Annotated in this window: 26 protein-coding genes; all 26 read right to left on the bottom strand. The window is 40.7% G+C overall.

All coding sequences use genetic code 11. The features are described 5' to 3' along the window. Positions 1-110: 110 nt before the first annotated feature. The gene (gene tsf, locus ABC374_RS06975) at positions 111-995 is read right to left on the bottom strand and encodes a translation elongation factor Ts (protein WP_137019722.1); all 885 of its coding nucleotides are present in this window, start codon (positions 993-995) and stop codon (positions 111-113) included. Between the two features lie 296 nt (positions 996-1,291). Continuing rightward, a complete protein-coding gene (gene rpsB, locus ABC374_RS06970) occupies positions 1,292-2,005 on the bottom strand; it encodes a 30S ribosomal protein S2 (protein ID WP_034313644.1) in 714 nt (237 codons plus the stop codon). Between the two features lie 154 nt (positions 2,006-2,159). Then, complete coding sequence (locus ABC374_RS06965) at positions 2,160-2,798, bottom strand: DUF6115 domain-containing protein (protein ID WP_413016642.1); 639 nt, start codon at positions 2,796-2,798, stop codon at positions 2,160-2,162. 199 nt (positions 2,799-2,997) lie between these two features. Continuing rightward, entirely contained in the window at positions 2,998-3,762 is a 765-nt protein-coding gene (locus tag ABC374_RS06960) for a FliA/WhiG family RNA polymerase sigma factor (RefSeq protein WP_101224668.1), read from the bottom strand. A gap of 126 nt (positions 3,763-3,888) precedes the next feature. Continuing rightward, on the bottom strand, positions 3,889-4,392 hold the full coding sequence (locus tag ABC374_RS06955; RefSeq protein ID WP_350302020.1) for a chemotaxis protein CheD: 504 nt from the start codon (positions 4,390-4,392) through the stop codon (positions 3,889-3,891). Next, positions 4,385-5,023: a chemotaxis protein CheC gene (locus ABC374_RS06950; RefSeq protein WP_413016640.1), complete on the bottom strand. Its 639-nt coding sequence runs from the start codon at positions 5,021-5,023 to the stop codon at positions 4,385-4,387. The genes ABC374_RS06955 and ABC374_RS06950 overlap by 8 nt, the downstream gene beginning before the upstream one ends. Before the next feature lie 4 nt (positions 5,024-5,027). Beyond that, entirely contained in the window at positions 5,028-5,483 is a 456-nt protein-coding gene (locus ABC374_RS06945) for a chemotaxis protein CheW (protein ID WP_350302018.1), read from the bottom strand. Between the two features lie 108 nt (positions 5,484-5,591). Further along, a complete protein-coding gene (locus ABC374_RS06940; protein ID WP_350302017.1) occupies positions 5,592-7,634 on the bottom strand; it encodes a chemotaxis protein CheW in 2,043 nt (680 codons plus the stop codon). A gap of 21 nt (positions 7,635-7,655) precedes the next feature. Next, on the bottom strand, positions 7,656-8,753 hold the full coding sequence (locus ABC374_RS06935; protein WP_413016637.1) for a protein-glutamate methylesterase/protein-glutamine glutaminase: 1,098 nt from the start codon (positions 8,751-8,753) through the stop codon (positions 7,656-7,658). Positions 8,754-8,763: 10 nt separating this feature from the next. After that, entirely contained in the window at positions 8,764-9,630 is an 867-nt protein-coding gene (locus tag ABC374_RS06930; protein WP_413016635.1) for a MinD/ParA family protein, read from the bottom strand. After that, positions 9,614-10,771, bottom strand: a complete 1,158-nt coding sequence (gene flhF, locus ABC374_RS06925) for a flagellar biosynthesis GTPase FlhF (protein WP_413016633.1) — start codon at positions 10,769-10,771, stop codon at positions 9,614-9,616. The genes ABC374_RS06930 and flhF overlap by 17 nt, the downstream gene beginning before the upstream one ends. Then, the gene (gene flhA / locus ABC374_RS06920) at positions 10,768-12,804 is read right to left on the bottom strand and encodes a flagellar biosynthesis protein FlhA (RefSeq protein ID WP_350302013.1); all 2,037 of its coding nucleotides are present in this window, start codon (positions 12,802-12,804) and stop codon (positions 10,768-10,770) included. The genes flhF and flhA overlap by 4 nt, the downstream gene beginning before the upstream one ends. A gap of 39 nt (positions 12,805-12,843) precedes the next feature. Beyond that, a complete protein-coding gene (gene flhB, locus ABC374_RS06915; protein ID WP_413016630.1) occupies positions 12,844-13,926 on the bottom strand; it encodes a flagellar biosynthesis protein FlhB in 1,083 nt (360 codons plus the stop codon). Between the two features lies 1 nt (position 13,927). Next, on the bottom strand, positions 13,928-14,704 hold the full coding sequence (gene fliR, locus ABC374_RS06910; RefSeq protein ID WP_241591184.1) for a flagellar biosynthetic protein FliR: 777 nt from the start codon (positions 14,702-14,704) through the stop codon (positions 13,928-13,930). A gap of 3 nt (positions 14,705-14,707) precedes the next feature. Then, the gene (fliQ, locus tag ABC374_RS06905; RefSeq protein WP_101224658.1) at positions 14,708-14,977 is read right to left on the bottom strand and encodes a flagellar biosynthesis protein FliQ; all 270 of its coding nucleotides are present in this window, start codon (positions 14,975-14,977) and stop codon (positions 14,708-14,710) included. Positions 14,978-14,991: 14 nt separating this feature from the next. After that, positions 14,992-15,657 (bottom strand): flagellar type III secretion system pore protein FliP, encoded by a 666-nt coding sequence (fliP, locus tag ABC374_RS06900; protein WP_350302011.1) that lies wholly within the window; start codon positions 15,655-15,657, stop codon positions 14,992-14,994. After that, a complete protein-coding gene (locus ABC374_RS06895) occupies positions 15,654-16,313 on the bottom strand; it encodes a flagellar biosynthetic protein FliO (RefSeq protein ID WP_413016627.1) in 660 nt (219 codons plus the stop codon). Before ABC374_RS06895 ends, fliP begins: the two co-directional genes overlap by 4 nt. Positions 16,314-16,328: 15 nt before the next feature. Continuing rightward, complete coding sequence (cheY, locus tag ABC374_RS06890; RefSeq protein ID WP_063231856.1) at positions 16,329-16,691, bottom strand: chemotaxis protein CheY; 363 nt, start codon at positions 16,689-16,691, stop codon at positions 16,329-16,331. Between the two features lie 17 nt (positions 16,692-16,708). Next, positions 16,709-17,926 carry a flagellar motor switch phosphatase FliY gene (gene fliY / locus ABC374_RS06885; RefSeq protein WP_413016625.1) on the bottom strand — a complete coding sequence of 406 codons (1,218 nt, stop codon included), beginning with the start codon at positions 17,924-17,926 and terminating at the stop codon, positions 16,709-16,711. Beyond that, complete coding sequence (fliM, locus tag ABC374_RS06880; RefSeq protein WP_350302008.1) at positions 17,916-18,914, bottom strand: flagellar motor switch protein FliM; 999 nt, start codon at positions 18,912-18,914, stop codon at positions 17,916-17,918. The genes fliY and fliM overlap by 11 nt, the downstream gene beginning before the upstream one ends. A gap of 52 nt (positions 18,915-18,966) precedes the next feature. Further along, positions 18,967-19,395, bottom strand: coding sequence for a flagellar basal body-associated protein FliL (fliL, locus tag ABC374_RS06875; RefSeq protein ID WP_241591174.1), 429 nt, complete (start codon positions 19,393-19,395; stop codon positions 18,967-18,969). Next, positions 19,392-19,607, bottom strand: a complete 216-nt coding sequence (locus ABC374_RS06870) for a flagellar FlbD family protein (RefSeq protein WP_241591309.1) — start codon at positions 19,605-19,607, stop codon at positions 19,392-19,394. The genes fliL and ABC374_RS06870 overlap by 4 nt, the downstream gene beginning before the upstream one ends. A gap of 49 nt (positions 19,608-19,656) precedes the next feature. Then, complete coding sequence (locus ABC374_RS06865) at positions 19,657-20,922, bottom strand: flagellar hook protein FlgE (RefSeq protein WP_413016622.1); 1,266 nt, start codon at positions 20,920-20,922, stop codon at positions 19,657-19,659. A 72-nt stretch (positions 20,923-20,994) separates the two neighbouring features. Next, positions 20,995-21,306 (bottom strand): TIGR02530 family flagellar biosynthesis protein, encoded by a 312-nt coding sequence (locus ABC374_RS06860; RefSeq protein WP_413016620.1) that lies wholly within the window; start codon positions 21,304-21,306, stop codon positions 20,995-20,997. A gap of 81 nt (positions 21,307-21,387) precedes the next feature. Continuing rightward, complete coding sequence (flgD, locus tag ABC374_RS06855; protein WP_350302004.1) at positions 21,388-22,023, bottom strand: flagellar hook assembly protein FlgD; 636 nt, start codon at positions 22,021-22,023, stop codon at positions 21,388-21,390. An 8-nt stretch (positions 22,024-22,031) separates the two neighbouring features. Next, positions 22,032-23,339, bottom strand: a complete 1,308-nt coding sequence (locus ABC374_RS06850) for a flagellar hook-length control protein FliK (protein ID WP_413016617.1) — start codon at positions 23,337-23,339, stop codon at positions 22,032-22,034. Positions 23,340-23,354 lie beyond the last annotated feature (15 nt).

The raw sequence follows: 23,354 nt of genomic DNA, 5'->3' as shown, positions 1-23,354 counted from the left end.
TGTAATCTTTTCATTCGTTCATCATGCTTTCTTGCAATTCTACCAAAAATTCATGACATTTCAAAAAATAGGGAACACCAGAGTGTTCCCTATTATTAATTATCTGACAATTAGTCTTTTTTAACTTGGTTCATTACTTCTTCAGCAAAGTTTTCTTGACGTTTTTCAAGACCTTCCCCTACTTCATAACGAACGAATGATAGGATTTTTCCGCCTTTTGATTCAACGAATTGTCCCACTTTTTGATCTGGGTTCTTAACGAAAGCTTGTTCGTTAACACAGATTTCTTCGTAGAATTTATTGATACGTCCTTCAACCATTTTTGCAACGATTTTTTCAGGTTTGCCTTCATTAAGCGCTTGTTGCGTAAGAACTTCGCGTTCGCGTTCTAATTCGCTAGCATCTACTTGGTCGCGAGAGATATATTTAGGGTTGATTGCAGCGATATGCATTGAAACGCCTTTAGCTGCCTCTTCGTCAGTTGTACCTTCAAGAACTGATAGTACGCTGATGCGTCCACCCATGTGAAGGTATGCACCAAATGCGTCATTATCTGTTTTAGAAACGACTTGGAAACGGCGAAGAGTTAATTTTTCCCCGATTTTAGCAACTGCAGCATTGATATGATCTGCTACTTTTGCTCCATTTTCCATTGTTTGCTCAAGAGCTGCTTCAACGCTTTCAGGTTTGTTAGCAAGAAGGAATCCAGCCAATTCTTTAACAAGCGTTTGGAAGCCTTCGTTTTTAGCAACGAAATCAGTTTCTGAGTTCACTTCAAGGATAACCGCTTGGTTTCCTTCCACAACGATTGAAGTTAGACCTTCAGCAGCAATGCGGTCGCCTTTATTAGCAGCTTTTGCAATTCCTTTTTCACGTAGGAAATCGATTGCCTTTTCCATATCGCCTTCTGTTTGTACAAGTGCCTTTTTACAGTCCATCATACCGGCACCAGTTTTTTCACGCAATTCTTTAACTAATTGTGCAGTGATTGCCATAATATATATCCTCCTCAAATTAAATGCAGTTTATTCAATCTTTACCCATTATTGCCAAAAAATACTTGTTATCATCAAAGAAAATAACGAGACTTGACAATATTGACTGAAAAAACATCCACTTTTCCAGTCAATATGACGGAACATTTTCATCCCTGAAAAATCGCCCATACCTTTTTAAAAAGACATTACGTACAGTGATTTTATGTATGCTTATTTAGTGCAAAAAAAAGGGATAAAAGGCATTATCCTCTTATCACCTTTTTTCTTACTGAATAAGCAACCTTTTTTACTTATTAAGCAGTAGTTGTTTCAGTTGCTGTTTCTTCGCCTTGTTTAGCTTCTAAGATAGCATCTGCCATTTTACCTGTTAATAATTTAACAGCACGGATTGCATCGTCATTCGCAGGAATAACTACATCGATTTCATCCGGATCACAGTTTGTATCAACGATACCAACAAGTGGAATGTGTAATTTGTGTGCTTCCGCAACAGCAATACGCTCTTTGCGAGGGTCGATAACGAAGATCGCATCTGGAAGAGTCTTCATATCTTTAATACCGCCTAAGAATTTCTCTAAGCGATCCCATTCTTTTTTAAGTTGGATAACTTCTTTTTTAGGAAGTACTTCGAAAGTTCCGTTTTCTTCCATTTTTTCGATATCTTTAAGACGAGCGATACGTTTTTGGATTGTTTCAAAGTTTGTTAAAGTTCCACCTAACCAACGTTGGTTTACATAGTACATACCAGAACGGATAGCTTCTTCTTTAACAGATTCTTGAGCTTGTTTTTTAGTTCCGACGAAAAGAACAGTACCACCGTTAGCAGCTAGTTCTTTCACGAAGTTATAAGCTTCTTCAACCTTTTTAACTGTTTTTTGAAGGTCGATGATGTAGATGCCGTTACGCTCAGTGAAGATATATTTCTTCATTTTTGGGTTCCAGCGACGTGTTTGGTGTCCGAAATGCACACCAGCTTCAAGCAATTGTTTCATAGAAATGACTGACATTTTAGTTCCTCCTAAATGGTTTTGTTTTTCCTCCGCACCGATCATTTTCATACAGAAACTGTCATAACAGCACCATCTGCAAGAATCACGGGGCGTGTGTATTAACACCATTTCATAATATATCATAATGGCTCTGCACAATCAAGAGATAACTTTATCTATTCATGCGAAACTTTAGTAATAGCTCAATCTCGGTTTGACCGCGACCTAACTTTTTGGCGATTTCCTCTACTGAATGTCCTTGATCCGCTAACATATCCACTTTTTCATTTAATGATCGTTTATTTAACGAAGCCTCCAGCATGTCCGAAAATTCCATGCCAGCCGGCTTCACCTCTTTTTTTGGGGAAGCGGCTGCCGGTGACAGCTCCAATTTGTCCTTGACTTTTACTGGTAAAGCATTGGTCTCATTTTCTTCAGGCATAATTTTATAGGCATTGATCGCCTGCTTTTTAGCAGCTGCGCGGCTTCCCTCTTTATACTCTAGCAGCGTGTTTTGTTCTTGTTTTTCTTCTTTATCTTCCTTTGTTTCTTTGATCGAGCCATGTACTTGTCCTTTTTGACCTTGCTCGTGATCCATTGCCACCGAATTGGTGAATGCCTTTACCAATGCCTCGTTATCCTCTTTCATCTCCATTAAATAACCAGACAAAAGTTGTTCCATTTCTCCAATGATGGCTTTTTGGTCTTTTTCCAACTTACTTAAACGATTTTGCCGAAGATATAAAACGATGATGGCGAAAATGGTGAATATGTTTAATACAAACAACAGAAATATAAAAAATGCTGTCATGTTGCCTCCTAATAAACCGGAATAGTCAATCTGTTGTTTTGCTCTTATTGGCTAAGTACAGTTCGAACATTCTGTAATCTCGAAGCATTATTGATGCGGGTACCCGTATCAATTCTTCAAGCTGGCAGGGGGCCTTCTTAGTTCAATTGGGATTTTATGCTTCCCAGACTCCGTAGCCCTCTTCAATAAAATATCATGATTAATTTTTTTGATCTTGCATCGTGTTTCTTAATTTATATATCGCTTTTGAATGAATTTGGGATATCCGTGATGTAGATAGGCTCATCACTTGCCCGATTTCGGTCAATGTTAGTTCTTCTTTATAAAAAAGCTGTAAAACCAACTGTTCTTTTTCATTAAGGGTTTCTATGACTTTGGCTAATTCAACATACAGTTCATCCCTTAACACATGTTCCTCAGGTAAATCCGCCTTTTCATCTTTAATATGAAAATTCGCGCTTTCTTTATCGTCTTCTTGGGGATTTTCATCCATGGATAGTACATTGGCAAAGAAGTTCTCATTTAATGCAGCATATACTTCATCTTCCGGAATATTCAATTCAGCGGCAATCTCATTTGGCGAAAGGTTCCTCATGTATTGCTGCTCCAGCTTTTCTATTGCAGCTTCAATTTTCTTGGCTTTATCTCTTGCGCTCCGCGGAAGCCAATCCTCTTTTCTTAATCCATCTAAAATAGCACCACGTATTCTAAATGATGCATATGTGTCAAACTTCAGGTCACGCTTCGTGTCAAAACGTTCCAGGGCATCGAATAACCCCATCATCCCTAAACTCCTTATATCATCACGGCTCACATTTTTAGGAAGACTTACTGAAATACGTTGAACATGATACGATACGAGAGGTATGTATTTCTTCACCAAAATGTCCCCGGCTAGCGGATCTCTGCGATCCACCCAATTCTTCCAACATAACTGCTCTTCTTCGATGGTCAGATGAGACATTGGACATCCTCCTAACATTGTTATACGATTTGTGATCAATACGGCCCCTAAAGCCATAAATGCAATAATAATTCGATTGCAAGTGTACCTGTCATATTTTTGGCTTTTCAAAAGCCAAATCCGATCCTATATGTTTTTAGTCCCTTTTGTAACGGTCCGTATATTTAGCAAACAATCACTTAATTTGAATTCAATCGTTCTTCCGCTATTCCCGCCAACATCTTCAGCGACGACTCTAATGCGCAAGTCAGATAACTCTTTCCGGACAGCTTCCACATTCCGGGGTCCTATTCTCATTAAATCCCCTCCGGATGCAAATTGAAACATTTGTGCTCCGCCAGCCAACTTCGCTTTTAGGAATGGCATTCTTGCGCCTTCTTTTACTAAGAGCTGCACTAATTCCTTTATTGCCGTATCTGCAAATTTGGCAACGTTGATCGGCCCCGATTTAGCTAATGAAGAGTCAGGCAGCATAATATGTGCCAAACCTGCAATTTCTTTTTTCTCATCATAAATTACAACACCAACACACGAACCCAACCCGGAAGTGCGAATTGTATAGGGAGGTTTTATTATATTCATATCCGCTATTCCAACCTTAACAACCTGGACCTTTAACAATTCAGTCATTAGGTGACACTCCTAAAGCGGAAAAAATGATATCAAAAAATTCGGGATCAGGTAATAAAAAGAAATGACCATTAATGGAGTCAGCGAAAAGTTGGTCTTTTTCAAGCACAGTATCAATGACGATGGCTGCGTCACTTACTATGGATAATTCCAATAATCCGTAACTGATCGTTGCCCCTACCATATCGATGCTCAAGGATGGGACGGACGGATAGATATTCAAATTGGTGAAATCAGAAAGGGAAGAGAGATAGGATCCCGATAAGATATTCCCTAATTCCTGAAGGCAAGAAAGCGCCAATTCAGTATAGGGTGCGGATTCCATCATAAAGGTCTCATCACCAGTCATCTTACGAATCAAGTATTGGGCTACAGGAAGCGAAAGGATAAAAAACATACTCCCTGAAGCATCACCTTCTATTCTAAGGAAAACGCTGGCGACGACGTGATCGGCCCCGCCAGCCATTTCCATCATTTCATCAAAGGAAACGATTCGGACATTAGGAACATTCATATCAATTTTCCTATTAAGGATGGCAGAAAGCGCAGTTGCTGCGTTCCCTGCACCTATATTGCCGATTTCCTTCAAAATATCGAGTTGAAAAGGGTTGATTTTCTCAATGAACGACATATGATTATCCTTCTCTTAACATATTTTCAGTCATTTCCAGACTTAGAGCCTTCTCCATATTGATTAGGACGAGCAGTCGCTTTTCAATTTTAGCCACTCCGCTAATGTATTCTGAAGCCAAATGTCCCACAACTTCAGGCTGAGGTTCGATACTCTCCACTGGAATATCCAAAACATCATTGGCAGAGTCCACTATTAACCCAACTTCCATATCATCCAGAATGACGATGATAATCCTTGTTGATTCATCGTATTCCACCTCTTCAAAACCAAAACGCACCCGTAAATCAATAATTGGAGTGATTACACCCCTTAGATTTATGACTCCTTTAACAAACTTTACAGCCTTTGGAACTCTGGTAATATGCAGAATCTTTTCGATACCGCTGACTTTATCAACTGGAATTGCATATTCTTTATCCTTAATTTGAAATACGATTACTTTCATATCCTCCGACATCTATTCCCCTCCTTTTAATAAACTCATGATTGTTGTGCAGTCTTAACGAAAACCTGAATCGAAACGGGTGAACCAACGACCCATTCCCCTGCCCCATTTATCTATCATTCAATGAATCAATGTGTTGCAATCTATGATTAAAGCAACTTGACCATCACCAAGAATCGTTGCCCCCGATATTGCAAATGCGCTATTTAAATAATTACCTAGTGATTTCAGAACGATTTCCAGCTGCCCGATGAATGAATCAACGACTAATCCGGCTAATTTATCGCCTTTTCTTACAATGACCACAGAGAGGGACTCTTCTTCTTCCTGACTGATAGGCACTTCAAATATATCTTTCAAGAACAGAAGCGGCAGAATCTTTCCCCTGAAGTCAATAACCTGTTGATTATGGGCATTCAAGATATCTGCTTTTTTTATGATTGCTGTTTCTATTATCGAAGAAAGCGGTATGGCATATTTTTCGTTTTGGATTGCAACCAGCATGACAGAGATAATGGACAATGTAAGCGGAAGCTGAATAAGGAAGATGGATCCTTCATTCTCTTTGGAATCGATCGTGACAGATCCACCGAGAGACTCAATAGTATTTTTTACCACATCCAGTCCAACACCGCGCCCCGATACATCTGAAATGGTTTCCGCTGTTGAGAAACCAGAAGCGAATATCAATTCATAGATTTGCTTATCCGTTAGGGTGGCGGCAGTTTCCTTGGTTAATATCCCATTGGATAGCGCCTTGTTCAAGACTCGATCTTTATTGATTCCTGCACCGTCATCCTCGATTTCAATGAAAACATGATTGCCGCTGTGGTAGGCTTTTAACAGGATTTTACCTTCTTCATTCTTTCCTTTCGCTAAACGTTCTTCAGGTGTTTCAATTCCATGATCCATGGCGTTTCTTAATAAATGGACGAGAGGATCACCGATTTCATCAATGACTGTACGGTCAAGTTCCGTTTCGGCACCGTTGATTTCCAAATTGACTTTCTTGTTTAAATCCCTTGCCAATTGACGAACCATTTTAGGAAAACGATTGAATACAGTTTCAACGGGCACCATCCGCATATTCAAAACGATTGTTTGTAAATCACTTGTTATACGGGACATTCTTTCTACTGTTTCATGTAATTCTTGATTATCCAAATCACTGGAAATTTGGTCAAGTCTGCCTCTATCGATTACTAGTTCCTCGAATAGGTTCATTAATATATCAAGCCGCTCAATGTTCACCCGAATGGTCTTGCTTGATGCCGGCTTAACGGGTGCCTGTTTTTTCTTATCATCATTATCAGTTGGAAGCACGGCTTTATTTTTCTCTTGTTCCGGTATTTCAGCAACTTGGTTCTCTATAGAATTGGCTGCATGCCTCAAGCCCTCAAGATCAAGGGCATTTACCACAACTTGATCCACTTCGGAAACCTTCATGATTTTTTCCTTTATCTCATCACTCGATTCTGTTGTTACCATCGTGACCGTAAATTGCTGATCGAATTGCTCTTCTTCCAAAAGTTCGACGGGCGGGTGTGACTTGATTACTTCACCTGACTTTTCAAGCACCTCGAAAACCATAAACACCCGGGCAGCTTTTAAAAGACAGTCCTCACGCAACCCTATCGAGATTTCAAAGCTGTTGAAGCCTTGATCTTTGGACTGCTGAAGCACTGTCCATTCAAATTCATCGTACTCTCCCGCAGTCATTTCCTCTTTTTCAAGGACGGCAGAAGCTGCTGCAATCTCTGCAATGGTCGAAGAAACGGGCGACTCCCCTTTTTCAATCATTTCCAGCTGATGGACAACCTCCTCCACATTTCTTTTTCCATCTCCACCTTCGGCAATGGACATGACCATCGCTTCTAAATCATCAACCGCTAAAAATATCACATCAAATAACTCTGAAGAGAGGGCGATTTGACTATTTCGGATCGCATCCAACACATTCTCCATTTTATGAGTTAAATTGGTTAGATCCTCATACCCCATAGTCGCCGACATCCCTTTTAAGGTATGGGCGGAACGAAAGATTTCGTTTACGATCGAGAGGTCTTCCGGGTTCTTTTCGAGTACCAGCAACTGTTCGCTGCACGTTTGAAGATGTTCTTTACTTTCTTCTATAAAAACCTCTAAATACTGATTCATATCCATACAATCTCACACCTCCATGTGTTAACAATAGCTTATTATCGCTTTAGCTATTTTTTCTACATCCTCTATGCTATCTATTAACTTGGTATTGATTGCCGCCTTAGGCATACCAAAAACGATTGATGTCTCCTGTGATTCGGCTATTGCTTTTAATGGACCCTCCTGTTTAAGCTTCATGAGTCCCATCGACCCGTCCATCCCCATTCCGGTCATGATAACGGCTATTTTCGCAGAATCATTCATTTCACTTACCGATTCAAATAGCACATCAACCGACGGGCGATGTCCATTACGCAATTCGGATTGATCCAAAAGGATTGCCCAGCTCATTCCGACTTTCCTCACTTTCAAGTGAAAACCTCCAGGTGCGATATAGGCGACACCTTTTTGAATCAGTTCCCCCTCTTCAGCTTCCTTCACTTTAATCTTGCATAATGAATTCAGGCGTGTTGCCAAGGATTTTGTGAAACCGGGGGGCATATGCTGGACAATGAGAATGGGAGCATCCACTTCTTCCGGGAGACCTGCCAAGACGGTCTGCAGAGCTCTCGGGCCTCCTGTTGATGTACCGATGACTATTATCTTTTTGTGCCCATGGGACCATTTTTTTTGATTTTTTTCAATTTCTGACGATTCTTTTGAATCCATTTTACTATATTTTCCCCAAACGGATGGGCTTCTTTCAATATTCATCGCATTTTTTTCTAGTTTGTGAACATTCGCCCTGCTGGCAGCCATAACTTTTTCATGGAGTTCTTTCTTGATTTTATGTAAATCCAATGAAATGGCACCCGAAGGTTTAGCCACAAAGTCAAAGGCTCCACTGTTCATGGCGGCAAATGTATTTTCCGTTCCTTTTTTCGTTGTGCTTGATAACATGACTACAGCAGTTGGACATTCATTCATGATCCGGCTTAATGCTTCCAATCCGTCCATAATCGGCATTTCCACATCCAAAGTCACGACATCGGGTTTTAAAGCCTTTATTTTGTCTATGGCATCTCTTCCATTCCTGGCAGTCCCGATGACTTCCATCCTGCTATCTTCTGCTAAAAACTCTGAAATTAACTTTCTCATAAACGCAGAATCGTCCACTATCAGCACTTTTACTTTACTCATATAAGGAGACCTACTTTCCAAAAAAATATCTCTTCATATTTTGGAGGAAATGGCTTTTTTGCAAAGTCATTTCTTCCCCAAATGAATGATTTGCATATCTCGAAGCAATGTCCATAATGGCTTTGGATACATCGGCTTCTGAATCGAAAAGGAGAAAGGGCATCTGTTTGGTAACAGAATTGGGTACGGTTCTATCATCTGGCAAGTACCCTAGAGCTACAGTTTCCAGTCCCAAAAATTTCACTAGTGCATTTTGGAGGCGCTTAATCGTTTCTTTGCCGTCCTTACTCGTGAAAACCCGATTGCAAACCAGGAACAATGGAGTCTCTTTATTTACCGAATGGATATATTTCATTGCGGAATATGCATCCATGATAGAAGTGGGTTCAGGCGTCGTGATAACGACTAATTCATCCACACATAACAGGAATTTCATGGAATCCTGAGTGATGCCTGCACCCATATCAAATAAGATATAATCGTAATTCGACAACAATAAACTGAATTCCTCATTAAACCGGGTATACTTTTCTTCATTAAGTGAAAAGAGATTCGTCAACCCCGTTCCACCTGTAATGATTGAAATGTTTCCCGGTCCTGTGATGATGATATCCTTCAAACTACAATCGTTTTCAAAAAAATCAATAATGCTGCAGGGAGATTGTTCCCCGATCAAAATATCAATATTCCCCATACCGATATCCATGTCGAACAACAGTACTTTTTTGCCTCTTTGGGATAAAGCAATCGAAAAATTCAAAGAAAAGTTCGATTTTCCCACTCCACCTTTCCCGCTTAAAACGGCAATCGTTTTGGCCATTGATCGATTTTGGCGGGCTTCCAATCTTTTTCGTAAATTCTCAGCTTGATCTTTCATATTTATTAGCCCCAATAGCCATTTTCAATAGCTGTGATGATGTAGCTATTTCAATATCGTCTGGCACATTCTGTCCATCTGTTATATAGGCGGCTCCTAATTTATGAGTGTGTATAAAATTGAATATCTGCCCGAAAGTGGAGGTTTCGTCCGCTTTTGTAAAAATGACCTGTTTAATAGGTATGGCAGCAAACTGTCGATAAATATCTTCCATATCCTTTTGTTTAGAGGTCAATGACAATACTAAATAGGTTTCCATCTCATCTGTAAAATGGATGATTTCATTGAGATCCTTGACATATTGCGGGTTACGGAAATTCCTTCCGGCCGTATCAATAAAAACAAAATCATAATGGGAGAAGCGTTCAGCAGCCCTTTTGAAGTCTTCCAAATTATAAGCGACTTCAATTGGAACGTTTAAAATCTTGGCATATGTCTTAAGTTGATCTATTGCAGCAATCCTATACGTATCCGTCGTAATGAAAGCCACCTTTTTATCATGCTTCAACATGGTTTCCGCAGCTACTTTTGCCAAGGTCGTTGTCTTTCCCACACCTGTTGGGCCAACAATATTAATATATTTTTTTTGCAGCCCGGGTTTTCCGTTTTCAACCTTTTCCAAAATCCCTAGCATGGCTTCTTCCAACCAAACTTGAACCTCTTCATCAGTGGATTGCTGTTTAAAAACGAACCATTTTTCAAGCAATTCATCCATGATTTGGGACCGAAGTGATATATCCACTTCCTGCTCGGTTAGGTATTCGTGGATTTTCTCCAGCCTCCCCGGATATTTTTTATCAGTTGAATAGATTTGCAAACTCTTTATCATATCTTTCAAACCTTCGATTTCTTTTAATAAGTCTGCACTTTCCCTATTCCCTTCATTAGGTTCAGGCGCATGACTTGCCATATCCAGCTTAGATGGCAACTTCTTCGATTTTTGCTTGGTTACGGCTTGGATAGGCTGGGACACAGGGTCTATGGCTGCAATGACTTCAATATTCCTCTTTTTGAATAATCCTAAGAAACCACCATTATATACAGCCTTCGAACTTAAGATTACTGCATCGCTGCCCAGTTCCGCCCTTATTCGCTTCATTGCCTCGTTCATTGATGGCGCCAAATATTTCTTTACCTTCAATCGATATCCACCACCCCTACACTTTGTACTTCTACATTCGATTCGAGTTCATTGTATGAAAGAATCGGTACATTAGGAAAATAACGTTCAGTTAGTTGCCGGGCATACATCCTTACTGCTGGAGAGCAGAGTAAGATCGGTTGGTGATCCATTAGGGTCAGCTCTTCCAATTTGGCTGCAACTGCCTCCAATATGGATTGCGATATAGTTGGATCCAATGATAAAAAATTGCCATGATCGGTTTGCTGTACACCATCCGCGATGGTCTTTTCAACTTTCCCCGATAATGTTATGACTTTAATTCTATTTTCATCCGAAATAAAAGAATTCGTTATTTGTCTGGCTAAATTCTGCCTTACATATTCAGTAAGCAAATCTGTGTCAGTCGATAACTTGCCATAATCAGCAAGCGTTTCGAAAATGATCGGTAAGTTCCTTATCGAAACTTTTTCCTTCAATAATTTTGCCAATACCTTTTGGACATCTCCTATAGACAAGGGATTCGGAGTGACTTCCTCTACTAGTATAGGTGACGATTCGTTGAGATGATCGATCAATTGTTTCGTTTCCTGCCTGCCCAATAATTCCTGCGCATTGGACTTTATGACTTCCGTCAAGTGGGTGGATACAACACTTGGCGGGTCCACAACTGTATAACCCAGCATCTCGGCATGTTCTTTCATATCATCCGTAATCCACTTGGCCGGTAAACCGAAAGACGGTTCTATCGTATCGATTCCTTCTATTGAATCGTCTTCCATCCCTGGACTCATGGCCAAGAAATGATTTAGGAGCAATTCCCCCTTTGCCATGACACTTCCCTTAATCTTCAGCCGATACTCATTAGGATTCAACTGAATATTATCACGTATTCTGACGACAGGGATTACGAGCCCCAACTCAATTGCAAGCTGCCGGCGGATCATGACAACCCGGTCCAGTAGGTCTCCCCCTTGATTGGCATCCGCAAGCGGAATCAATCCATATCCAAACTCAAATTCGATCGGGTCGACACTTAAAAGGTTAACGACGCTTTCTGGACTTTTCATTTCATCGGTTTCCAGCACTTCTTCCATTTCTTGTATTTCACTTTCGTCCTGCTTCGGTATCCTTGAAATTGTATACCCTCCAACGACTAATAAAGCAGCGATCGGAATGGTGAACAAGTCGGAAATGGGAGTGAATAACCCTAAAAGGAAAATGGTTGCTGCTGTTAGGTAAAGCATTTTTGGAAATTGAAATAACTGTTCAACAATATCCGCTCCGAGGTTTCCATTCGAGGCTGCCCGGGTTACGACAATTCCCGTAGCTGTAGAAATCAATAAAGCTGGTACCTGACTCACGATACCGTCACCAACCGATAACATGGAAAAATGGACGGCTGCTTCTCCAAAGCTCATGTCCAATTGCATGACGCCAATGATCATACCGAAAATCAAGTTAATGATGACAATGATGATGCCCGCTATGGCGTCCCCTTTAACAAACTTACTCGCCCCATCCATGGATCCATAAAAGTCTGCTTCGTTACTAATTTTTTCCCTTCTGGCACGTGCTTCGTTTTCCGAAATCATCCCAGCATTCAAATCTGCATCGATGGCCATCTGTTTTCCCGGCATCGCATCCAGCGTAAACCTAGCCGCTACCTCCGAGACCCGTTCGGAACCTTTCGTGATGACGATGAAATTTATGATGACCAAAATGATGAATACAACTAATCCTACAAGCACGTTACCGCCGACTACAAACGACCCAAAGGTTTCTACAACTCCCCCAGCATCACCATAGGTCAAAATGGCACGAGTCGTCGAAACATTCAACCCCAGCCTGAACAATGTCAGTAAAAGGAGCAAGGAAGGAAAGATCGAAAATTCGAGAGGTTCTTTCATATTCATCGTAGTCAATAGAACCAGCAACGCAAGAGAGATATTTAAAAGGAGTAAAATACTTAACAACCATGTTGGCAATGGAATGACCAACATGGCAACGATCATGATGACGCTCGATATAACTACTAAATCTCTTGCTCGCATGTTTTTTTCTCTCCTAACTAGCGGGTTACCCTATTACTCTTACACTTTACCTTTGGTTTTATATACAAAGGCCAGAATTTCAGCGACCGCCTTAAAGAACTCTTCGGGTATCGCCTGGCCTAATTCAGCTTGATCATATAAAGACCTGGCCAAAGGCCGATTTTCCACCATGGTCACATCGTTTTCTTTGGCAATGAATTTAATTTTCTGGGCAACAAAATCTACGCCCTTTGCCACTACATACGGAGCCTCAGCTTTTTCTTCATCATATTTTAAAGCAATAGCAAAATGTGTCGGGTTAGTGATGACGACATCCGCATTGGGAATTTCCTGCATCATTCTCTGAGCGGCCATCTGCCTCTGCTTTTGCTTTATTTTGGATTTGATGAGCGGGTCCCCTTCGGAATTTTTATACTCATCCTTTATATCCTGTTTGGACATCCGGATGTTTTTTTCAAAGTCATATTTTTGATACAAATAGTCTAATAGAGCAATGAACAATAAAGCCACGGCAGAATAAAATCCTACTTTAATCGTAATATCCGCCAGTGTTGCCATCGCTTCTTCCACAGAAACCTGTGATAAAATCATAATCTCGTCCATGCGCTGCCATAGTACATAAAAGGCAACAAAACCAACAAATGATATTTTAAGAATGGATTTCAATAATTCAACAATGGCCCTCATTGAAAAAATACGTTTGAATCCTTTAATGGGATCCAATTTATCAAGTTTGAACTGTATGGATTCAGTCGAAAACAAAAACCCGACTTGCATGACATTAGCCAATATCCCAGCCACTATCGCTGCTGCAAAAACGGGTCCTAGGATAAGGCCCATCTCCTTTAAAACCTCTATCATGATAATTTGCATATTCTCCTCACTGAATCCAGCCAAGGTAAAATGTTGCAGATATTCTTTCATAAGACCGAGCAAATGATTATACATGTACGGTCCCATAAGCAATAACACTGAAAACACTGCAATTAAATTCACAGAGGTATTTACATCCTGACTCTTTGCCACTTGACCTTTTTTCTTCGAATCCTGACGTTTTTTGGGAGTCGCCTTTTCGGTCTTTTCACCAGCGAAAAACTGCAAATCCAGCTGATACCACTCCATATCAAACGCCTCCAATCAACTGCATTAGGTGACGCATGGTCAAAAGCAAGAAATTGAAGAGTTGGGTGACAACCGTCATCATCATCCCCATTACCAGTATGATAACCGCTAATCCGGCAATGATTTTCACTGGAATCCCAACAACGAACACATTTAATTGAGGAACTGTCCTGGCAAGTATCCCAAGCGTGACATCCACTAAGAAAATACTTCCCACCACAGGTATGGACATTTGAAAAGCAATCATGAAAGCTTTGCTGAAAGCTTTGGCCAAATATTCTATCAGCGCATGATCTCCGAATGGTACAAATAATTGGTCAATCGGGATGAACTGATAACTATAAAAAATTCCATCCAAAAGCAAATGATGGCCATTAGTACTCAATAGGAATAATAAGGCGATTGTGTAAAGGTATTGTCCCATCAACGGGCTTTGTGCCCCCGTTTGGGGATCGATGACATTCGCTATTGAAAAACCCATTTGAAAATCAATCAATCCACCAGCGATTTGAACGGCCGATAAAATCATATACGCTGCAAACCCAATGAAAAGGCCAACAAGCGCTTCCTTCATGATCAATAAATAAAATGTGACATCCAATTCCAGAACCGGAGCATCAATGGTGTAGTACATGATCCAGGCAAGGAAGATTCCAAGCCCGACCCGATGTTGTACCGGTATTGAACGGTACGAAAAAATCGGCATGGCCACGAAAAATGTAGTGACCCGGACCACAATTAATAAAAAGGCGGGAAAGTGCGGAAATAATTCCTCCATGCCCTACCCTACAAATCGATTCAGATTACCGAATATTTCATTTGCATATGATAATAGGTGGCTCAACATCCATGGAGCCAATAAAATGAGTCCCAATAAGACTGCGACGATTTTCGGAACAAATGCCAAGGTTTGTTCCTGGATCTGTGTAGTCGCCTGAAAGATGCTTACTAATAGTCCTACAATAAGAGCGATTACCATCAATGGGCCAGCGATAATCAATACCATATAAATTCCTTTTTCTGCTATATCAATAACAAAATCTGCACTCATTTTTTCTCACCTGCTTAAAAACTCTGTAATAAAGACTTCACCACTAAATACCATCCGTCAACCAGAATGAAAAGGAGGATTTTAAATGGCAGGGAAATCATGACTGGCGGCAACATCATCATCCCCATCGACATCAGGACACTTGCAATGACCATATCAATAACCAAAAAGGGAATGAAAATCATGAAACCTATTTGAAAAGCTGTTTTGATTTCACTGATTGCAAAAGCTGGTACAAAGGCAGTCAAGGGAATGTCCTGTATCGTTTCAGGCTTATCCACCTTGGCATATTCCAAGAATAGCTCAAGGTCCTTTTGCCTTGTATGGGCACTCATGAATTCCTTAAATGGTATCGAGGCCTGTACATATGCTTCTTCTAAATCTATCTCTTCATTAAATAACGGGGTTAATGCCTTTTCATTCACTTCCTGAAAAGTCGGTGCCATTATGAAAAATGTCATGAAAAGTGCCAGGCCGATCAACACCTGATTCGGCGGCATCTGCTGTGTAGCTAGCGATGTTCTCACAAAGCTCAGGACAATGATGATTCTTGTAAAACAGGTCATCAAGATCAATATGCTTGGAGCCAGCGATAAGACAGTCATCAGTAGAACAAGTTTGACGGAAGTAGAGACATTAGCGGGATCACTGTTATTAAAAAACTCCATGAACTCATTCATTCATTGTCTCTTCCTTTCCTATCAAGCTCCTTTAACAGCTTTTTCCTGCTATCAGACAATTGATCAAGTTGGCTTTTGAACTCTGCAGTGAAACTGGCGGTTTCGGATCCGCTTTTCTTCAACCACTTATTTTTCAACTTCATTGCAAGTTCCCCTGGCTGGATCATTTGATCGATCTTATCGTTGTGATCTTTCAAAAGCTGTTCATATTCCTCGGGATCATCTATTTCTTTCAAGAGCTGAATATTTTCACCGACCCCGATCACCAATATTCTCCCGCCGACTTTAACAAGCTGGACAGAACGATTTGCACCAAGGCCCGTACCGCCTAAATTCTCCACTGAATTTGCCTTTTGATACGATTTACTTTTTTTATTGATGAACTTTAATAGGATATATAGAAGGGCCACTACAAAAATCGTGGCAAATATCATCCTCAGAAACTCCCAAACGGTTATCCCCACTTTATCAGGATTCGTTGTCTGTTTGGTAGATTTCGAGCCTTTTGATTCACCTTTATCCACCTTTAAATCATCTGGCTGTTCATAAACATCCTTCACTGTTTTTTCAAGATCTTCCGCATGGGCCTGTATGGCCCCAGAGAAGAATACTGCTATCATCAGTGAGACCTGAAGCCATTTTTTAATTAAAAACAATATGAAGACACCCTCTTAACTTAATGCTTTATTTATGGCTTCCAAAACACGGTCCGCCTGGAATGGCTTCACGATAAAGTCTTTTGCACCCGCCTGGATCGCATCAATGACCATGGCTTGCTGTCCCATCGCTGAACACATGATGACCTTAGCTTGAGGATTTACCTTTTTAATTTCCTTTAATGCTGTAATTCCATCCATTTCAGGCATGGTAATATCCATCGTTACAAGATCCGGATGAGTTTCTTTATATTTTTCCACTGCTTGGGCTCCATCTGCTGCTTCCCCGACTATTTCAAAACCATTTTTTGAAAGGATATCCTTAATCATCATTCTCATAAATGCTGCATCGTCCACAATTAAAATTCTATTAGCCATAATTTTCGTCCCCCAAATTATCTTATTTTATTTAATCGGTCACTTTGACTCATGATATCCGTAACACGTACTCCAAAGTTTTCATCAATCACCACTACCTCGCCTTTTGCTATCAAACGGCTGTTTACCAGGATATCAACTGGCTCTCCCGCTAATTTATCCAATTCGATGATCGAACCGGAGGACAGCTCCAATATATCCTTGACGGAGCGTTTCGTTCTTCCAAGCTCCACAGTCACCTGCAAAGGGATATCCATCAGCATGCTGAGATTTTTCGTTTCAGACTCCTGAAGCTGATAAGGCTGAAAACTGGTGAAACTGGCAGGCTGAACATTTACCGGATGTCCTGTTGGTACGGATGAAACTCCAAAATGTTGTGGTACATTCGGCATTTGGTTCGCAGGTTGGGTTTGGTGACCGCCTTGTCCATAAGTTTCATTTGCCGATCGATCAGACCGGATGTCCTGGAATGGTGCCGGCTCCTGAGTTGGAATGTTTGTTACTGGATCACTTAGTGCTTTTTGCGTTTTCATCTCGGCAGGATCGCTTTCGCTCGTCCCATTTAATAATTCAGAAACTAACCCTTTAGCAAACTCTAACGGCAGCAATTGCATGATATTGGAATCAATTAAGTTGCCGACACGGAGACGGAATGAGATTTTTGCAAATAAATCCTCGTCCGGTATCGCATTTTCACCTTCACCATTTAAAAAGTTAAGTAAATCTATGCTAGGTGGAGAAATATCCACTTTTTTACTGAAAATGGTCGACATGGATGTCGCAGCAGAACCCATCATTTGGTTCATGGCTTCCTGGACAGCACTCAATTGAATTTCCCCAAGCAGGTCAGAAGGATTCTCCCCATCTCCGCCTAGCATCAAATCCGCAATGATAGCAGCATCGCTCTGCTTGATGACCAGCATATTTATACCTGAAAAACCTTCTGTATATTGCACTTGAATCGCTACATACGGATGCGGGAATTCTTCCCCGATCTGTCCCCTTTCAATCAATGTAACCGTCGGGGTGGTGATATCCACTTTCTGATTCAACAAAGTGGATAGGGCAGTGGCCGAACTTCCGAAGGAGATATTACCAATTTCACCGAGGGCGTCGAGTTCCATCATCGATAAATAATCGTCAATCGAGTGAGGGACCACCTCATCTTCTATATCACTTGTACCTTTTAAAAGGGCATCTATCTCGTCTTGTGAAAGCATTCCATCACTTACCATCTTCGTCTCCCCCTTTCAAAATATCAAGAATCTGGATAGCATGTTTTTTTCCTACTTTTCCTGGCTGCCCGCTGTATTTTGGAATCCCTCCAATTGTAATCGTCAAAGGTTCATCGATTGCCTTATTTAAATCGATGACATCGCCAACATCAAGCAGCAAAAAATCCTCGATGGTGATGTCTGTGGAACCAAGTTCGGAAATAATGGGAAGATCTGCGTTTCGGATACGCTTTTCCAAAATCATGATTTCCTCTGGGATTTTTTCCTTTTGGGAATTTTCCATCCAATAATGAGCAGATAACTTTGGTATGATCGGTTCCAATACGACGTGAGGAATGCAAACATTAATCATTCCGCTCGTTTCGCCGATTTGTGTATTCAAGGAAATGACCACAACAGTATCGTTTGGAGAAACCAGTTGTAAAAATTGTGGATTCACCTCGAACTCCGTCATCACCGGTTCGATTTCAACAATCGTTCCCCAAGCTTCCTGTAAATTTTCAAAAGCCTTCTCGAATAAATTCGACATGATTTTCGTTTCTATTTCCGTTAAACTATCCACCTTATTCACGCTTATGCCCCGCCCGCCCAAAACACGATCCATCATGGAATAAGCGATATTCGGGTTGACCTCAATAATGATTCGGCCATCCAAGGGCGGCACCTCAAAAACATTCAATATGGTCATTTTAGGAATCGATCGGATAAACTCTTCGTATGGTATTTGATCTGCCGAAGCAACGGATATTTGGACATATGTTCTTAGCTGAGCAGAAAAGTATGTTGTCAGCAGCCTTGCAAAGTTCTCGTGTATCCTGGTCAAACTCCGGATTTGATCCTTTGAAAACCTAAGCGCCCTTTTAAAGTCGTATACTTTCACTCTTTTTTCTACTTCTTCTTTTTTTAAATCATCTGCATCCATTTCACCTGTGGAAATGGCCGATAACAAAGCATCGATTTCATTTTGCGATAATATTTCCCCGGACATTAACACTCACCTCCAAAGCTTCTCCTTCTTATTTAATGAAGCAAGGATGTTCTTATTGCAGAATCGAGGAGGTTATATAAACCTTTTCAACTTTTCCTTCTTCCATTAATTCATTCATTCTAGTCTTTAACGCTTCTTGAAGCTTTTCCTTGCCTTTTTTACCGGTTAACTCTTCCGCTTTCATTTCTGATAGTTCGGTAATGATGATATTTTTCACTTGAAAATTTCTTTTTTCCAACTCTTCTTTTGCTTTTTTATTTTCTGTTTGGACCATAAATGAGATTTTGATATAATCATTGCCGGCAAGATTCGTAGTAATTTCAGGAATCTCAACTGATGATTTGACAATTTCGTCAATGCTAGGTTTATCTTCGGCAGATGTGGGATCCGATAACTTTGTCACAACCACGACCGCTATGACACCAACAAGCGTTATAGCCACGAGTATAATCAACATTATGGTCAATAGATTTTTTTTCATGAACTTTCCTCCACATCCTTACGAAAACCTAGAATATTAACGGTACGATAAAATTGTATAATAGCTTCAACCAGTTCTTCTTCCTTCTCTAGCACAACGATTTTCTTACCATTTGTAAAAGTAATGGTCGTATCTGGCAATGACTCGACTGTGTCTATGTACAATGCATTGATATAAAAGCATTTTCCATTGAGCCTTGTGACTTTGATAATGATATTTAGGAGCCAGGGCAAAAAGCACCTGGCTCCTCCCTCCCTTAACCTATCGTTTTAAGTTAACCAATTCCTGTAAAATTTCATCCGACGTCGTGATGATCCTCGAATTCGATTGGAAACCACGTTGAGCAACGATCATTTCAGTAAACTCTTCGGATAAATCCACATTGGACATTTCCAAAGAACCTGATGCAATCACACCGCGCCCCTCACCTGCGATATTGATATTTGCAGTACCTGAATTTATTGATTCCTGAAAAGTATTGCCACCGGTTTTCGTCAAGCCAGATGCATTGGAAAACTTGGCAACGGCCAGTTGGCCTAAAGTAGTGATCAGACCGTTGGAATAAACGCCATTTATTTCCCCTGATGAACCAATATTAAAGCTTTCCAGTTTACCTTCTTTATTACCATTCGGATTGACAAGAGCAGTGGTGGAACCTTTAACTTGAGTAAGATTCGAGAAATCAAAATCCAAATTAACTTTTTGTACGCTTTCATCACCTTGTGTATCCGAGTCATCCTCTTTGCCGCTTGAAATGTTTATGGTTCGACCTGCCTGGGTTTTATCTGCAGCCACTATCTGACCATTTGCGTCGAAATTAACCGTAGTGAACGGTTTTGGTTTAGTAGCTGATGTATTCCCCAAAGCAGCAGGTTCTTCATCAAAAAGCTCCCATTTATCATCACCGTTTTTTTGGAAATAGATAGTTGCCGTTTGTTCTTTACCCTTTTCATCCACAACTTTCATTTGCTGGCTAAATACGGTACCATCAATTGCGTCAGCAGCTAGATTTCCACTTACTGATATTTTAGTGGTGGTAATGGCAGGTAAAATCGCATTGACGTTAACTGCAACGTCGCCAATCGTTTTTGATCGTTTCCCGTTTTCATCAACCTTGTAAGCCTGCACTTTCAAACCATTCGCGTTGACAAGCGTACCATTATCATCCAGATAAAAGTTTCCTGCACGTGTATATGAAAGTGAATCTCCTTGCTTGACGACGAAATAGCCATCACCAGATATTCCTAAATCAAGATCGCGGCCGGTGGTTTGCAGGCTTGACTGTGTATGGATCGTATCGATTGTAGCAATCGTGGAGCCCAATCCAATTTGTTTAGAATTGGTTCCTCCTTTATTGGCTGTTGCTGCACTTGCACCAGATACCGTTTGGTTCATCGCATCGCTGAATGTCACACGGCTTTTTTTGAAACCATATGTATTGACATTGGCGACGTTATTACCGATAACATCCAGTTTTGTTTGTAAGTTTTTTAATCCGCTTATTCCCGAATACATTGAACGTAGCATGTAAAAGCTCCCCTTTCATATAAAGACTGCTTTCGTCATTCCACAGTCCAGGCTTCCTATTTCAGGTCCAGCCTATTTATCTAAAATTATGGTTCCATTGATGTTCGTGAAAATTTGTGATGTTGCTTCTTTCCTGTCCATGACTGTGATGACCTTATTGTTTTTCGTGCTTACTATCAGTGCCGCATTCTCTGTAATGATAAGAGATTCGGTTACACCCATGTTTTTGGCCTCATTGGTTTTAAGGGCTATTTTGTCCCAGGTTTGTGACGCTATTTCTATACTCCTTTGATTCATCCGCAATTGAGCATGTTTACTGATGGTCGATTTTTCGTTCGTGGAGACAGCAGCTTGAAAATGCTGTTGAAAGCCTTGCTGGATCATCTGCCCTTAACGGTAATTTTGTTTGTGGCATCAGCTGAGCTGAATTTGCTTGAAAACCAAGTTTATTCATATTCCCGCCCTTTAGGCTTCAGCGATTTTTATCAATTGCTCTGATGATAACTTGGTGTTGTTTTCATCATCCACTTCAATTTGCAGTTTGCCATTACTCATGGATACCGAGATTACGACAGCTGATGTCTCTCCATTTTTTTCATCCATCCAGGAAACGCGCTTGCCTATTAATTCGCTTGCCGACGTCAAGCTATTCGACGTGGAACTTGTTTGTTTCATTGCCGAAATATTTGCGGGTTCAAGCTTTGTGCCATCTTCTAAAAGAAAATAAACGCCATCACCCTTATATTGGATCGATTTAACGATGCCTGTTCCTTCTTCTATCGCAAGGTCATCATCGCCTTCATCCAATTTGTGCCAAGTGACTTCCTTTCCGACAAAAGAGTTATAGTTCATTAAACTATTTTGCTGATTGATCCCGATTATTTCTTCCATTTGGGCTCCCATATTCATCATCTGTTCCAGAGAAGAAAAAGTGGCCATTTGGGCGATGAACTCGGTATTGTCCATCGGGCTTGACGGATCTTGGTTTTGAAGCTGGGTAAGCAACAATTTCAAGAAATCATCTTTTCCCAATGCATCCCCGGTTTTTCTGTTTTCAGTTTGAGATTTTGATAATAATAGTGATGTATCGATGGTCGTCATTTTTTCACCTACACTTCTAGATTTAACAGAGCATCGGCAAGGGATCCCGTAAACTCGCTTTCCGTTTCATCATTGCTTTCTTCCTTACTCTCCTGTTGTTCATTATGTTCATCCGCGTCTTTCTGGCTGAATTTCTCAGAGTTAAAAGCATTGAAGGCCTGTGATATTTCAATTCTTTCAATTTGAATGTTTTGTCCGCTAAACGCTTGTTTTAAACCATGAATCTGATTCTCCAGCATATCTTTGGCCTGGGCAGTAGTAGCCAGAATCTTGGCTGACAGCATACCATCTTTTTGAATCAGCTCGATTCTTAGGGACCCTAAATGTTCTGGATTCAATCTGATCAACAGTTTATTTACACCGTTAGTTCCGCTAAAGTTCGCCTTACTTAAAATATTTTCAAATTGCTTAACAAATTCATCTTGACTGACAGTTTGCTCACCTTTGGGAGCCGCCAAGACGAATTGCTCCAGCTTTGTCATGAGAAAAGGCATACCAGACCCTTGATGTTTACCGCTATCCGGGCTTTGCAAAGTCACACTGCTAGCGACTGCTCCGTCTTTATTTACCTTGTCACTCCCAGATAAATGCGAGAATGCGCTTTTAAATGTTTCTATTGCTTTAGTTTGCCCTGTCTCCAAAGTGTTGGATTGGTCAGGTTCTGTTTTTGATTTTGACTGATTGGACAGCCATTTCTCCAGCTTCCCCGTTATCCCTTCAAGCAGGTGTTTCATTTGTTTCTGGATGGCCGCTTCATCTTGTGTCATATCCTTATTCTCCGAGAGAAAATCTTGAATTTTCACCAGTTTCAAAAGATTCACCACACCAGATAATGGGAGAGCATGCCATTCTTCTTCGCTCAATACAGTAACTTTTTTCAGGGTGGTATACAGTTCCATGACATTGGCTGATAACAAACTTTGTGGATTCAGGCTGAAGTCCTCACCTTCTTGTTCTAAATCCAGTTCCTCGATGCTCGCAAAGAAATCATCAAGGGCACCCTCATCATTTCCAACTATATTTTTTAGGACCTGTAAAATAAGGCTGCTGTCTTGTTTGTTTACTGAAGGGGCAACGGCTGCACTCTCTTCCCCTGTATCACTTAACCTTTCAAGTTTCAAAAAACCAAGCAAATCATTTATTTCAGACATTCGTCCTTCAGGGTTGCCGCCTATATCCGATGGAATGGGAGGTTCTGCCCCTATCGCTGATTGAAGGACTGACCCAAACCCTGAATTAGATTGCTGATTTGGCTTAATTGGTACCTTTATACTTAATGATGCCAAGGGAAGTAAAGAATTAATGGCAGAATTCATATATTCACCTCCTAA

Origin of the sequence: Peribacillus phoenicis (genome assembly GCF_047238085.1) — a bacterium.
Classification (GTDB): Bacteria; Bacillota; Bacilli; order Bacillales; family DSM-1321; genus Peribacillus.
The sequence above is the reverse complement of the archived record's forward strand: the minus strand, read 5'-3'. Positions and strand labels throughout refer to the sequence as shown.

What these genes read in the sequence shown, in the direction of transcription:
- tsf (WP_137019722.1), bottom strand. Translation starts at nt 995, where the DNA reads ATGGCAATCACTGCACAATTAGTTAAAGAATTGCGTGAAAAAACTGGT.
- rpsB (WP_034313644.1), bottom strand. Translation starts at nt 2,005, where the DNA reads ATGTCAGTCATTTCTATGAAACAATTGCTTGAAGCTGGTGTGCATTTC.
- ABC374_RS06965 (WP_413016642.1), bottom strand. Translation starts at nt 2,798, where the DNA reads ATGACAGCATTTTTTATATTTCTGTTGTTTGTATTAAACATATTCACC.
- ABC374_RS06960 (WP_101224668.1), bottom strand. Translation starts at nt 3,762, where the DNA reads ATGTCTCATCTGACCATCGAAGAAGAGCAGTTATGTTGGAAGAATTGG.
- ABC374_RS06955 (WP_350302020.1), bottom strand. Translation starts at nt 4,392, where the DNA reads ATGACTGAATTGTTAAAGGTCCAGGTTGTTAAGGTTGGAATAGCGGAT.
- ABC374_RS06950 (WP_413016640.1), bottom strand. Translation starts at nt 5,023, where the DNA reads ATGTCGTTCATTGAGAAAATCAACCCTTTTCAACTCGATATTTTGAAG.
- ABC374_RS06945 (WP_350302018.1), bottom strand. Translation starts at nt 5,483, where the DNA reads ATGTCGGAGGATATGAAAGTAATCGTATTTCAAATTAAGGATAAAGAA.
- ABC374_RS06940 (WP_350302017.1), bottom strand. Translation starts at nt 7,634, where the DNA reads ATGGATATGAATCAGTATTTAGAGGTTTTTATAGAAGAAAGTAAAGAA.
- ABC374_RS06935 (WP_413016637.1), bottom strand. Translation starts at nt 8,753, where the DNA reads ATGAGTAAAGTAAAAGTGCTGATAGTGGACGATTCTGCGTTTATGAGA.
- ABC374_RS06930 (WP_413016635.1), bottom strand. Translation starts at nt 9,630, where the DNA reads ATGAAAGATCAAGCTGAGAATTTACGAAAAAGATTGGAAGCCCGCCAA.
- flhA (WP_350302013.1), bottom strand. Translation starts at nt 12,804, where the DNA reads ATGCGAGCAAGAGATTTAGTAGTTATATCGAGCGTCATCATGATCGTT.
- flhB (WP_413016630.1), bottom strand. Translation starts at nt 13,926, where the DNA reads ATGGAGTGGTATCAGCTGGATTTGCAGTTTTTCGCTGGTGAAAAGACC.
- fliR (WP_241591184.1), bottom strand. Translation starts at nt 14,704, where the DNA reads ATGGAGGAATTATTTCCGCACTTTCCCGCCTTTTTATTAATTGTGGTC.
- fliQ (WP_101224658.1), bottom strand. Translation starts at nt 14,977, where the DNA reads ATGAGTGCAGATTTTGTTATTGATATAGCAGAAAAAGGAATTTATATG.
- fliP (WP_350302011.1), bottom strand. Translation starts at nt 15,657, where the DNA reads ATGAATGAGTTCATGGAGTTTTTTAATAACAGTGATCCCGCTAATGTC.
- cheY (WP_063231856.1), bottom strand. Translation starts at nt 16,691, where the DNA reads ATGGCTAATAGAATTTTAATTGTGGACGATGCAGCATTTATGAGAATG.
- fliY (WP_413016625.1), bottom strand. Translation starts at nt 17,926, where the DNA reads ATGGTAAGTGATGGAATGCTTTCACAAGACGAGATAGATGCCCTTTTA.
- fliM (WP_350302008.1), bottom strand. Translation starts at nt 18,914, where the DNA reads ATGTCCGGGGAAATATTATCGCAAAATGAAATCGATGCTTTGTTATCG.
- fliL (WP_241591174.1), bottom strand. Translation starts at nt 19,395, where the DNA reads ATGAAAAAAAATCTATTGACCATAATGTTGATTATACTCGTGGCTATA.
- ABC374_RS06865 (WP_413016622.1), bottom strand. Translation starts at nt 20,922, where the DNA reads ATGCTACGTTCAATGTATTCGGGAATAAGCGGATTAAAAAACTTACAA.
- ABC374_RS06860 (WP_413016620.1), bottom strand. Translation starts at nt 21,306, where the DNA reads ATGATCCAGCAAGGCTTTCAACAGCATTTTCAAGCTGCTGTCTCCACG.
- flgD (WP_350302004.1), bottom strand. Translation starts at nt 22,023, where the DNA reads ATGACGACCATCGATACATCACTATTATTATCAAAATCTCAAACTGAA.
- ABC374_RS06850 (WP_413016617.1), bottom strand. Translation starts at nt 23,339, where the DNA reads ATGAATTCTGCCATTAATTCTTTACTTCCCTTGGCATCATTAAGTATA.